Origin of the sequence: Argonema galeatum A003/A1, assembly GCF_023333595.1 — a bacterium.
Taxonomy (GTDB): Bacteria; Cyanobacteriota; Cyanobacteriia; order Cyanobacteriales; family Aerosakkonemataceae; genus Argonema; species Argonema galeatum.
On the sequence record NZ_JAIQZM010000071.1, the window covers coordinates 1 to 12,176 of the forward strand.

9 protein-coding genes are annotated in these 12,176 nt (G+C 45.0%); 8 read left to right on the plus strand and 1 reads right to left on the minus strand.

What is annotated here, in order from left to right:
* Positions 1 to 201: 201 nt before the first annotated feature.
* From LAY41_RS31555 to LAY41_RS31575, 5 genes are all read left to right on the plus strand, one after another.
* Positions 202 to 1,662 (plus strand): APC family permease, encoded by a 1,461-nt coding sequence (locus tag LAY41_RS31555; RefSeq protein ID WP_249106596.1) that lies wholly within the window; start codon positions 202 to 204, stop codon positions 1,660 to 1,662.
* A 345-nt stretch (positions 1,663 to 2,007) separates the two neighbouring features.
* Positions 2,008 to 2,745: a phycocyanobilin:ferredoxin oxidoreductase gene (locus LAY41_RS31560; protein ID WP_249106597.1), complete on the plus strand. Its 738-nt coding sequence runs from the start codon at positions 2,008 to 2,010 to the stop codon at positions 2,743 to 2,745.
* A 129-nt stretch (positions 2,746 to 2,874) separates the two neighbouring features.
* Entirely contained in the window at positions 2,875 to 4,452 is a 1,578-nt protein-coding gene (locus LAY41_RS31565) for an ABC exporter membrane fusion protein (protein ID WP_249106598.1), read from the plus strand.
* Complete coding sequence (gene devC, locus LAY41_RS31570) at positions 4,449 to 5,597, plus strand: ABC transporter permease DevC (protein ID WP_249106599.1); 1,149 nt, start codon at positions 4,449 to 4,451, stop codon at positions 5,595 to 5,597. The genes LAY41_RS31565 and devC overlap by 4 nt, the downstream gene beginning before the upstream one ends.
* Positions 5,598 to 5,656: 59 nt before the next feature.
* On the plus strand, positions 5,657 to 6,367 hold the full coding sequence (locus LAY41_RS31575) for a DevA family ABC transporter ATP-binding protein (RefSeq protein ID WP_249106600.1): 711 nt from the start codon (positions 5,657 to 5,659) through the stop codon (positions 6,365 to 6,367).
* A 96-nt stretch (positions 6,368 to 6,463) separates the two neighbouring features.
* Here LAY41_RS31575 and LAY41_RS31580 read toward each other — a convergent pair whose 3' ends face one another.
* Positions 6,464 to 7,432 (minus strand): hypothetical protein, encoded by a 969-nt coding sequence (locus tag LAY41_RS31580; protein ID WP_249106602.1) that lies wholly within the window; start codon positions 7,430 to 7,432, stop codon positions 6,464 to 6,466.
* Positions 7,433 to 8,233: 801 nt separating this feature from the next.
* Here LAY41_RS31580 and LAY41_RS31585 point away from each other — a divergent pair.
* The 3 genes from LAY41_RS31585 (at position 8,234) to LAY41_RS31595 (ending at position 12,116) form a co-directional block, all read left to right on the plus strand.
* A complete protein-coding gene (locus LAY41_RS31585) occupies positions 8,234 to 10,873 on the plus strand; it encodes a PAS domain S-box protein (protein ID WP_249106604.1) in 2,640 nt (879 codons plus the stop codon).
* Positions 10,874 to 11,009: 136 nt separating this feature from the next.
* Positions 11,010 to 11,567 carry a hypothetical protein gene (locus tag LAY41_RS31590; RefSeq protein ID WP_249106606.1) on the plus strand — a complete coding sequence of 186 codons (558 nt, stop codon included), beginning with the start codon at positions 11,010 to 11,012 and terminating at the stop codon, positions 11,565 to 11,567.
* Between the two features lie 180 nt (positions 11,568 to 11,747).
* Positions 11,748 to 12,116 carry a hypothetical protein gene (locus LAY41_RS31595; protein WP_249106608.1) on the plus strand — a complete coding sequence of 123 codons (369 nt, stop codon included), beginning with the start codon at positions 11,748 to 11,750 and terminating at the stop codon, positions 12,114 to 12,116.
* Positions 12,117 to 12,176: the final 60 nt, after the last annotated feature.

A 12,176-nucleotide genomic window follows, 5' to 3' on the forward strand; every position in this document is an offset into this window, starting at 1 on the left:
ACATTGTAGAGACGTTTCATGAAACGTCTCTACAGCCTATAGACATAAAGGGGGTAATCGTTGCGGATTTGGTATCAGTCATCGTAGAGGGCGAAGCAAACGGGCAGAAAATCTAGGGGGAGAGCGATCGATGTTTTGCCCGTTTGCTTCGCCCCTACAACCTAAAAAGGCACATAATAATTCCGAAAGAATCGAAAAATCATGAAGAGAACTATAGATTGGAAAGAAGCTTTTTGGCTTGGCGCTGGTGTATTACCATCGATTTTGGTGGCCATAGGCGCAATGGCGGCAATTGTAGGCACGCCATCGATACTTGTCTGGACGCTATCAACTGCGATCGGTTTCATGCAACTCTTTTTATACGCCGAGCTGGCGGCTATCTTTCCGAACAAGACGGGAGGAGCTTCTATCTACGGCGCAGTCGCATGGCTTCGCTACGGCAAGATTTTTGCCCCCATCAATGTTTGGTGCTATTGGATCACTTGGTCTGGGGCGCTGGCAGTTACAGCGGCGCTGGCAGGAAATTACATCGTGACTGCTTTTTTGGCAGATACGCCATTGGCGAAGTTCTCCATCACCCTGCTCGACCTTTCAGGGATATTGCCGGGAATCACCTTCAAGCTCAACGGGATCATCCTGTGTAGTGCGGTAATTCTGCTGCTGGCGTTTTATATGCAGCATAGGGGTATCCTCCAAACGGCAAAGATACAGTTTGCGCTGGCGCTTCTATCTTTGATTCCATTGCTCCTGCTTGCGATCGTACCGTTGCTCACCGGCAAAATCAATCCAGCCAACTTTCTACCTTTCATTCCACAAAACACAACCAGTTGGTTGAGCGGTACTGCCTTCACTCTGATGATGGGTGGGTTGTTCATCGGAGGCTATATTACCTACGGGGCTGAAATTGCAGTCTGTTACGTGAGCGAATTTAAAGACCCCGTAAAGGATACCTTGAAAGCTATTATCGTACTTGGGGCAGTTGCAGCTGCCTGCTTTATTATTTTCCCCTTCACTTTTTTAGGAGTGTTGGGGATGAGTAATATTACCGATCCAGCTTTTATCGGCGGAGATCCCCAAGCGGCAGTCGTCAAACTAGCAGAGGTTACCTTTGGGGGTGGATCTGGCAAATTGCTGACGCTGATGCTGATTTTAGCGTTGATCTTGGGAATTGTCACACCCATGTCTGGCAGTTCCAGAACTTTATATCAGGCTTCAATAGATGGTTTATTCCCCAAGTTTTTGAGTAAGCTAAACAAGCATGGTGCCCCCACCAGAGCTATGTGGGCTGACCTGATCTTTAACATGGTTTTACTGAGTTTGGGGAACCCAATTTTTGTCATCGCAGCCTGCAATGTGGCGTACCTCCTCTGCGTCTTTATGAATTTGAATGCAGTCTGGATGCTGCGAAGACAATTGCCTAACCAGCCCCGTGCTTTCCGCGCTCCCGATTGGCTTGTTTATTGGGGGGGGCCAATTCTATCTTTACTCAATTTATCCTTCATAATCTTTGGAGCTAATGTTTTCGATCCAAATGCTCTGTGGTATGGACTGGGTGCGATCGCAATTATTTTTCCCATCTTCTACTACAGGCACTATATAGTTGATAAAGGTGTGTGGCCGGAGAGTGCCCGAAAGGATTTAGAGATTTCTGAAGAGACTTAAATGTAAATGTTCGCGGTTCATGGTTAATGACCATGAACCATTCATGCTTAGTAAAATTTGCCATCAAGGGGTAACAAACCCGGATTTGATATAGCGGTTCTCAAGTAAGTGAGGTACGTAGTTGGGCTTTAGCCCTCTTAATTTAGCGGTTATTATAAGCTGTCAGTCATACCTCATCTACCTTATAAGGGCTATATATAGCAACCGCTTTCGTCGTTTAGGACATTCTGAATTCCACCAAACGTTGGCGGATTCTAAACCTTTCTGACCCTAGTCCCTAGCCCCTAGTCCCTAGTCCCTAGCTATAAGTCCTGCATCTGCTAGAATTACTGAAAAAAAATCAAAATGCCAGAAACTTTAAAACCTTCCCTGCGCGAACAACAACATCCCCTGATTCGCCAGTTAGCTGACTGCATCGAGTCTACCTGGAAAAGCTTCCTCGACCTAGAACCCTACCACCTGCCAGCTGAATTGGGATATGTGGAAGGACGACTGGAAGGAGAAAAACTGACCATTGAAAACCGATGCTACCAGTCACCGCAATTTCGCAAAATGCACCTGGAATTGGCAAAAGTTGGTGCAAATCTGGATATTTTGCATTGCGTGATGTTTCCCCGTCCCGAATACGCCTTGCCGATGTTTGGCACCGACTTGGTGGGAGGACGGGGACAAATTAGTGCGGCGATCGTAGATTTATCCTCCACAAACCGCGACCTCACCTTGCCAGACGGATATAGAGAAGGTCTCGCCGCCCTACCTGCTGCAAACTTCTCTCAACCCCGCGAACTTCCCGAATGGGGTGATATTTTCTCCGAATTTTGCCTATTTATCAGACCTGGTAGTGCAGAGGAAGAAGCCCAATTTCTCGATCGCGTCAAAGCATTTTTAGAGATTCACTGTCAGCAAGCTTTAGCCCTAGAGCCAGTCTCATCAGAAGAGGAGCTAGAGAACATTCTCGCCGGTCAACGCTACTACTGCACCAAACAGCAGAAAAACGACAAAACTCGGCGAGTCCTGGAAAAAGCTTTTGGCCTCGAATGGGCCGAAAATTACATGAGTACAGTTCTATTCGACTTCGTTTAGCACGATCGCCTAAAACACCAGTACAGTAATTGTTGTTGCTAAAAGTAATCAAGTGTGGATGCCACAACTACACCATCAGGTTAGTTGTGGTCAAAGGCGAACCCGATAAAACAACTTCTTAAATAAATCATGGGGCTAGAATCACCGTTAAAGGATTTGAAATTCTTAAAACCTCAAGGTCGGTGGATCTTAGTTCTAGCAGTTGCTGGCGCTCTAGGCACAACTGCCTTTGGTTTATACAAGATCTACGAACTGAGGAAAGCTCAAGAAATAGTGCCGCCACCCGTAGTGAGTACGCCTGCAAAGATCGAGGTGACAGCCTTGGGACGTTTAGAACCCCAAGGCGAATTGATTCAACTCTCAGCCGCCAGTTCCTTGGAGGGAACGCGGCTGACAAGACTATTAGTGAAACAGGGAGATAAAGTTCAGCCAGGACAAGTTATTGCGATTTTGGATACCTACGAACAGCGTTTGGCGACTCAGGAGGAAGCCAAAAAACAAGTCCAAGTTGCCCAAGCTAATCTAGCCAAGGTAAAAGCTGGGGCAAAAGCGGGGGAAATAGCCGCTCAGAAAGCCGACATTTCCCGCCTGCAAGCCCAGCAAAATGGCGAAATTGCCACTCAAAGAGCGATAATAGCTCGTCTGGAAGCCCAGCTTGCTGGGGAAAGAAAAACTCAACAAGCCACCGTTCTTCGTCTGCAAGCCCAGCTTGATGGGGAAAGGAATTCTCAACAAGCTACAATTCTTCGCCTGCAAGCCCAGCTTTCTGGAGAAAGGAATTCTCAACAAGCCACAATTCTTCGCTTACAAGCTCAACTGCGTAATGCAGCAGCGGAATTTGAACGCTATCAGATGCTATATAAACAAGGTGCTATAGAACCCTCCAGATTTGATAGCAAGCGGCTGGAATTGGAAACCGCCCAAGAACATCTCAATGAAGCCAAAGCTAGTCTAAAACGAATTGAAGAAACGCTGCTTCAACAAGTTAACGAGGCGAAAGCTACCCTAACTAAAACCGATCGAACTCTAGTTCAACAAATCAACGAGGCGAAAGCTACCTTAACCCAGACTGAGGAAACCCTACTGGAGCAAATCAACGAAGCCAAAGCGACCCGCAACCAAACTGCAAACACCTTACAAGAACAGATCCTGCAAGCCAAAGCCACTTTAAACCAAATCTCCGAGGTGCGTCCTACGGATGTACAAGCGGCGCAAGCTGAGGTAGAAAGTGCGATCGCCACAGTCAAAAAAACTCAGGTAGATTTAGATTTAGCCCTGGTCCGATCGCCCGTCGTTGGTCAAATTTTGAAAATTAACGCCCGTCCCGGAGAACGCATCGGCGATAACGGAATTGTCGAACTGGGACAAACAGACCAAATGTATGTAGTTGCAGAAGTGTATGAAACCGAAATCGCTCAAGTCCGTTTGGGTCAACCAGCTACAGTCCAAAGTAGTGCTTTTACAGGCAAATTGCAAGGAACAGTTGACCAGCTAGGATTAAAAATTGGTAAGAAAAATATTCTTAATGATGACCCCGCAGCCCAGCAAGATGCCAGAGTGGTAGAAGTTAAAATTCGCCTCGCTCCTGAAGATAGCAAACAAGTCACAGGTTTAACCAATTTACAAGTAGAAGTTGCGATCGATGTCACATCTTCACCATCAAATTCTACAGCTATTCCAGAAAGTTCCCCACTACCAGAAAAATGAAAGTACCTTTAGCATGGCTCCAACTCACTCGCGAAAAAATGCGCCTCCTAATTGCCCTAGCAGGTATTGGTTTTGCTGACCTGCTCATGTTTATGCAGCTGGGTTTTAAAACAGCCCTTTTTAATAGCGCGATCGCCATCCACGAGCGTTTCCAAGGAGATTTGGTTTTAGTCAGTCCCCGCTCGGAATTTCTAGGTCAAATGGTCGAATTTCCCCGCACTCGTTTGTACCAAGCTAGAGGATTTGAAGGCGTAGAATCAGTCAGCTATTTGTATATCGCACCCGGAAGCTGGAAAAATCCTGTAAATCCCAGTTATAATCGATCGCTTTTCATTTTTGGGTTTGACCCGGAAAGACCCGTTTTCGATATGCCTGAAGTAAAGGAACAACTAGATAAGATAAAAATTCCCGATATATTTCTATTTGATGAAGCTTCGCGGGCTGAATTTGGGCCGGTGGCAGAGCTATTTAAACAAGGTAAAACAGTTACAACTGAGTTAAGCGATCGCCGAATTAAAATAGGTGGATTATTTAAACTCGGTGTTTCTTTTACAGCCGATGGAAATGTCATCACTAGCGATTTGAATTTTATCCGCGTAACCAAGCGTTCTTTAGAGAAAATTGATGTTGGTTTTATCAATCTAAAACCGGGTGCCGATCCACAAATTGTCTTGGAAAATCTCAAGAAAAAGTTGCCCAGCGACGTGAAAGTGCTGACGATGAAAGGTTTTATCCAAATGGAAAAACACTACTGGGAAACAAGCACTGCGATCGGATTTATTTTTGGCTTAGGTGTAGGAATGGGATTTATTGTTGGGATCGTTATTGTTTATCAAATTCTTTACACCGATGTAGCAGATCATTTGCCAGAATATGCTACGCTTAAAGCAATGGGATATACAGACTTATACCTGTTGAATGTAGTTTTTCAAGAAGCAATAATTCTGTCAGTATTAGGCTACATTCCCGGATTTGTTATTTCATTGGGGCTGTATAATGTAGCCAAAGGTGGCACTGGACTACCAATGATAATGACTCTAGATCTGGCATCCACAGTGATGATATTGACTGTGGTGATGTGCTTCGTTTCGGGTGCGATCGCAGTACGTAAACTACAAGCTGCCGATCCAGCCGACATCTTTTAAAATTTTACCAATAACTAATTTTAGATTTCAGATTTAAAATTTCAGATTTGAAATTTCCCATGACCAATCAACCAGTTGTTGAAATCGAAAATCTCAATCATTACTTTGGAGAAGGCACACTCCAGAAACAAACTTTATTTGACATTAGCCTAGAACTGCAAGCCGGAGAAGTTGTCATCTTGACAGGGCCATCCGGGTGTGGAAAAACCACCTTGTTGACCTTAATTGGCAGTTTGCGGTCAATTCAAGAAGGCAGCCTCAAAATTTTAGGCCAAGAACTTCGCGGTGCTAGCAAAAATCAACAGGTGAAAATTCGTCGCCAAATTGGTTATATTTTCCAAGCGCATAACTTGCTAAAGTGCTTAACTGCCGAGCAAAATGTGCGAATGTCGATGGAATTGCATAATGGTTTTTCTCAACAGGAAGTCAAGTCTAGATCGTCCGCTATGCTAGAGGCTGTAGGGTTAGCCGATCGAGTCAATTACTATCCCAATAACCTTTCGGGTGGACAAAAACAACGAGTTGCGATCGCACGTGCCTTAGTAAGTCATCCCAAATTAGTTTTAGCAGACGAACCCACGGCTGCTTTAGACAGTAAATCAGGCCGCGATGTAGTCGAATTAATGCAGAGTTTAGCAAAAGAACAAGGGTGTACCATTTTAATGGTGACTCACGACAATCGCATTTTGGATATAGCCGATCGCATCGTCCAGATGGAGGATGGTGGTTTGCGCCCAGATGCAGCCCTGACTGGAGCATCTCATAACTAAGGGGTGATATCGTTTCCGGTTGTGTCTGAATCATTATGGCCGCAGAGAGGCAGAGGGGCAGAGGAGCAGGAGAGCATTTGCACTCAGCACTCAGCGCTACTTGCCTGCTTTTTTATTAGCCGGATTGGCTTTACCCGGAGTCCCTGACGTTTGATTAGGTTTACCCGGAGTCCCTGACGTTTGATTAGGTTTACCCGGAGTCCCTGACGGTTTATTCGATTTAGTCTTATCTGCTGACGTTTTGTTCTGACCTTGAGGCGTCGCACGGGGAGGCGGCGGAGGCAGCGGATCGGATAGCCCTGCTGCTCCAGGCACCCTTTTAGTGGCAAAACTAACATTCACACCGTCCTGGGATTGGTCTAGCACTAACATAGGTGTGGGCTTAGCCTGTTGATCCCATTGCATATGCACAATGCGACCTTGAATCGTCGGTTGCCAGTTATCCTGGTCATCAGACGGACTCAAGAAAGTTTCAATGCAGTCAATTATTTGATTTATCGTCGCCGAAGTTGCCTGAGTCGGTAACTTCATCAAGCGGATTTGAATGCGGAAAAGCACAGCCTTCTTCGCCTTCGGATTGTCTACAGTTTGATACTCCACATCAAATTGTTCATCGACTTGCCTTCCGGCATTAGCGGTACTACCCGTAGCAGCCGTTGGTGCAACTTGAGTTGGACGCAGCGCCAGAGAAATTTTATCTTTGACCTTCACCTTAATTTGATTCACGATCGCAAAGTGAAACACCTCCTCGGACATCCGCAGCCGCAGATAATCCAAGTTAAAATCTCGCGAGTGAACCAAATCTGGATTGGTTTCCATTTTTCGGATCGTTTCCAGAGCCAGCTTTAACTTTTTATCGAGTTCTCGCGTTCTGAACTCTTCAAACCGGATCTTCTTCGCCAGTCTGGTTGTCTGTAGATAAGAAAAAACCCCTAAACCAATCAGCAGTAAAACCAGTCCCCCAGAGATTCCCATCCAGGGTAGATCTGGCGGCGAAGCTTTGGGCTTGACGGCGGGAAGTTTTTGAGCCAAAAGGGGTTCTACGAGAATAATCGGGATTGACATACTAGGTAGCAGCTATATTGACGCCTGTTTATAGAATGCCCCGCACAGAGGTAAGAGCATCACCAAAGTCACTAAAACTAAAGAATTATGAGGGAATTAGGGTTTCTATCACTTTATCGATCTTTCTCCTACTGTGATACTTTCTCACTCAGTGCTACGATACGTATTTTACAAAGAAACGATATTATCTGCCTGTTGCCAGTAGAAGGCAAAGGATCTCCCCGCTACACTAGCCTAGCTTATGGGAGTAGCAGGCGATGCCACCGAGGACACTATAGAACTATTCCCCGCAAGGAAGCGACTGGGGAATGCACGGCTTCCGTTGTACTCAGCACTTTGCTATACTTATTACCGCATCTGGAGCCAATAGGTCAGGGGCTAGGCAAAATTGCTCGTTAGGCGCTAATAGTAGTGTAGGGTGCGTTGTCACACACCCTACAGGTAGAGTTGCTGTGTAAGTTCTAAAATTGAAGGATTCTTTCTGCCAATCTGCACTAGATTGTTCTCGATGTCCTGGTGTAAAGGGGAACTTAGGGAAAGCCAGTGTAAGCTTTTGGGCTGAATTTGCCAAAATTTCAGCTTTAATTGCGCTTTTTCTTCAAAACAGAGCTATTCAAAAAAAAAATTCTTAAAAGCGTTACCAGTTAACAGAATTAAGGTTTTAATGACTGAAATACTCAAAGATCGATCGCTGACTATAGCACTCAGGGGTTTTTTAAGTCAATAGGGTTGGTTCCCCCAGCCCTAGACTATGCTGCCCCCATTTTTTGCAACAAACAATACAATTTCACGGTTCTTAATATGGATGAAGATAACACGGAGCGCAAGCAGATTCAAGAAGAAGCCCGACTTTTGCAAGCCATGACGCTAGCTATCGCCCAGTCCCAAGATTTTCATACCGCCCTGGGAGAAGCCTTGCGTCAAGTGTGCGAAGCAACAGGCTGGAAGTATGGAGAAGTATGGATTCCTCGCCTGGATGGCACCACTCTTGAATGTAGCCCAGTCTGGTACGGCAGTACCAATAATCTGGAGAAATTTAGAAAATTGAGCGAGGCATTGACATTTCCACCGAACGTGGGCTTACCTGGGCGAGTTTGGTCATCCAAGGAACCTGAGTGGATCGAGGATGTTTGCAACGAGTCTGACTCGATTTTTTTGCGTTGCCAGATGGCACTAGAACCTGGACTGAAAGCCGGGTTAGGAATTCCCATCCTCGATCGCGATCGAGTGCTGGCCATTCTCGTATTTTTCATGTTTGAATCTCGCGAAGAGGATAACCAACTCGTGGAGATGGTTTCAGGCATTGCAACTCAATTGGGCGAACTAATTCAGCATAAACGGATACAGGAGGTGCTAAAGACCCAGGCGCGAGTGCTAGAAAGCATGGTAGAAGGGGTCAATATGTGTGACGAGAATGGGTTTATATTTTTTACCAATGCTGCATTCGATGCCATGTTCGGATATGAACGAGGCGTGTTGAGCGGCCAACACATTTCAGTTCTCAATACCAATTCACCCGAAGAAAATGCACTGCTTCTAGCTCAAATCAATCAACAGTTGCAAACTCAAGGATCTTGGGTCGGGGAATTTAAAAACTGTAAAAAAGACGGAACTTCATTCATTACCTATGCCCGGATCAGTGCTTTAGAAATTTCGAGTAAAAAGTACTGGATTTGCGTTCGAGAGGACATCACCGATCGCAAGTCTTCGGAAGAAGAACTCCGAGAAAGCAAACGACGGCTTGCCACCCTAATTGATTCGCTTCCAGGTATTGCTTTCTCCTGTTCAAACGATCCTCAATGGTCAATGAAATACCTCAGCGAAGGTTGTCTTAACTTGACTGGTTATAAAAGCGAAGAACTTTTAGGTGATGGAATTTCCTATAACGCTATCACTCATTTTGAAGACGTAGCCAACGTTTTACAAGCCATTGAGGCCGCAGTCATCAAAAAGCAACCTTATGTAGTTGAGTATCGCATTTCCACCAAATCCGGCCAAGAAAAATGGTTATGGGAAAAAGGAAGAGGAGTATTTGACGACGACGGTGAAGTGCTTGGACTCGAAGGCTTCATTACCGACATCACCGATCGCAAACGCGCCGAGGAAGCATTGCTTGAAGAGCGCAATTTCGTCTCCGCAGTCCTTGACACAGTTGGCAGTCTAGTAGTGGTTCTCGACCAAGACGGAAAAATTATTCGTTTTAATCGAGCTTGCGAAAAAACAACTGGTTACACATTCGATGAAGTGAGGAATAAATATATCTGGGATCTATTTTTAATTCCTGAAGAAGTCGAGCCAGTTAAAGTTGTATTCGAGGAATTACGAAGAGGCAAGTTGTTAAATCAATATGAAAACTACTGGCTAAACAAGAACGGAAGTTGGCGACTGATTGCATGGTCTAACAGTGCCCTGCGCGATGCTGATGGCTCCGTCAAGTACGTCATCGGCACGGGCATCGATATCACCGATCGCAAGCAGGCAGAGGAGGCATTAAAGCAGGCTGAACGGAAGTATCGCAGTATCTTTGAAAATGCTGTCGAAGGTATTTTCCAAACCACGGTAGATGGACATTACTTGACAGCAAACCCTATGTTAGCCCGCATTTACCGCTATGATTCACCTGAAGAATTGCTATTGGCTCTGACGGATATCGAGCATCAACTTTACCTTGACCCCAGTCGCCGTGCTGAATTCATGTGTCTGGTAAAGGAGCAAGGTGCTGTCTGGGGGTTTGAGTCTCAAGTTTATTGCAAAGACGGCACCGCGATCTGGATTTCGGAGAATGCTTATGCGCTCTATGATGATGACGGTCGATTGCTCGGTTATGAAGGCACTGTGGTAGAGATCACCGAGCGGAAGCGAGCCGAAGCCACAATCCATTATCAAGCGTTTCACGACTTGCTGACTAACTTACCCAACCGCACGCTCTTTAGCGATCGCCTCGAAGTGTCTCTGGCAAATGCCCATAGGAACCGGGAGAAGCTGGCGGTAATGTTTTTAGATTTGGATCGGTTCAAGATTATCAACGATACTTTAGGGCATACTGTGGGCGATCGCTTATTGCAAGTTGTTGCCCAACGATTGACAAGCTGTTTGCGAGAAGGCGATACCGTTGCTCGCTGGGGAGGCGATGAATTCACCGTGCTACTGCCTCAAATTCATACTTTACTGGAGGTTGAAAAGGTTGCTCAAAGACTTGTAGATGCTTTTAAGCAGCCCTTGAATCTGGAAGACCGCGAACTTTATATCAGCAGCAGTATTGGCATTGCAATCTACCCCCAGGATGGTGAAGATATCCAAACTTTATTAACCAACGCAGATGCTGCTTTATATAAAGCTAAGGAAAAGGGTCGAAATAACTATCAGTTTTACATTTCAGCTACGAATTTTGAAGCTTCAGCTAAACCGATGAGGAAGCGGAAAGTGCGATCGCCGCTTTAAAATTTCACATTCAAAACCTTAACTTCTTTCTTTTCGGTTTGGCTTTTGGTTAGTTTTGTTTGGGGAATTGGCGCATTTTTATATACCAAAAGGATTGACTGCTACGGAATATATGGGAATTGAGAGGATGGCCAACATGACATCTAAACAATCGAATAACAGCAATACGGTTGAAGTGGATGGCATTCAGTTTGAAACCTTAATGCCAGAAAGGGTGTTTGTTATTCCGGCTTCCCAGCAAGATGTCTCCATTCCCGTGCAGTTGGGAATTCGCATTACCAACAACACCCCAACTGCTGTTCGCTTTTGCTTCTATAGCGCTATGACCCCAGAACTAATGATGCCAGATGGTCAAATCCGACGGCAGGGAAGTTACTTTTCAGATTGGTTGGAAGGGCCACGAGCGTCGGATTTTCCCACAGTCCTGCCCGGAGAGGCTGTCACCTTCTTTCCAAGTGCCTCGTACAGGTACGAGGGAAACCAGTTCCAATTTACCATTTCAGTTGGAAATGGGGGCTATTGGGTCTTTGAAAAACTTCAACTAGGAAGTTATCAGATTCGGTTTAACTATAAAAACAACGCAGCCCAGGTCAGAGCGTATGACCTTGAGAGTGGAAGAAATAAGCTAATAGAAAATATTTGGACTGGGGTAGTGTTGATGCCTTTTATTGAGTTCAGCGTATTAAACCCATGAAATGAAGTAGGATCGCGACTGTTTAAATCTAGTTTTTAAAGAATAGCGCTATTTTTTTTAACCCTAATTTAGCCTAGATTTACTGGCTCAAACCTACTTATTTGGTTCTACCAAACCGATGCCCTAAGAGAAGAAAATTTTAGTTGTTTGTTACTAGCTCTATAAGCAATGGCATCAAAAATGAACGTAGATGAGGTATCTGGGCAACAGCTTAGCAGAAGCTACATTGTCGAAATGAATGGTGTCCAGTTTCAAACAGAAATACAGTCGGTTATCCCCATCCCATTCTTACCGTGGACTAAAACCCCTCTAAGACTAGGTATTCGTGTAACAAACGACACTTCAAATCGTCTCTATTTTGAACGATTAGATTCCCTTAATCCGCTTTCGATTCTCATTGATTCTAGGGGCAATGCAATAGAGATTGATGGTGATATGTTACGCCTACAAGTCAACGGAAAACCTTATTATTCAGTTGCATCTGGAGAAAGCGAGTTTTTTAGTTTTGAAAGTTTCCTTTCCAGAGGATTTTGGTTCTTACGTACTTAGTGTGCTAAAATGTTATGAAAATGCCATAAGAGTAAAGCCCGTATTTCAAAATTATTAAAA

Coding starts and splice junctions, on each gene's coding strand:
- LAY41_RS31555 (WP_249106596.1), top strand. CDS start 202: ATGAAGAGAACTATAGATTGGAAAGAAGCTTTTTGGCTTGGCGCTGGT.
- LAY41_RS31560 (WP_249106597.1), top strand. CDS start 2,008: ATGCCAGAAACTTTAAAACCTTCCCTGCGCGAACAACAACATCCCCTG.
- LAY41_RS31565 (WP_249106598.1), top strand. CDS start 2,875: ATGGGGCTAGAATCACCGTTAAAGGATTTGAAATTCTTAAAACCTCAA.
- devC (WP_249106599.1), top strand. CDS start 4,449: ATGAAAGTACCTTTAGCATGGCTCCAACTCACTCGCGAAAAAATGCGC.
- LAY41_RS31575 (WP_249106600.1), top strand. CDS start 5,657: ATGACCAATCAACCAGTTGTTGAAATCGAAAATCTCAATCATTACTTT.
- LAY41_RS31580 (WP_249106602.1), bottom strand. CDS start 7,432: ATGTCAATCCCGATTATTCTCGTAGAACCCCTTTTGGCTCAAAAACTT.
- LAY41_RS31585 (WP_249106604.1), top strand. CDS start 8,234: ATGGATGAAGATAACACGGAGCGCAAGCAGATTCAAGAAGAAGCCCGA.
- LAY41_RS31590 (WP_249106606.1), top strand. CDS start 11,010: ATGACATCTAAACAATCGAATAACAGCAATACGGTTGAAGTGGATGGC.
- LAY41_RS31595 (WP_249106608.1), top strand. CDS start 11,748: ATGAACGTAGATGAGGTATCTGGGCAACAGCTTAGCAGAAGCTACATT.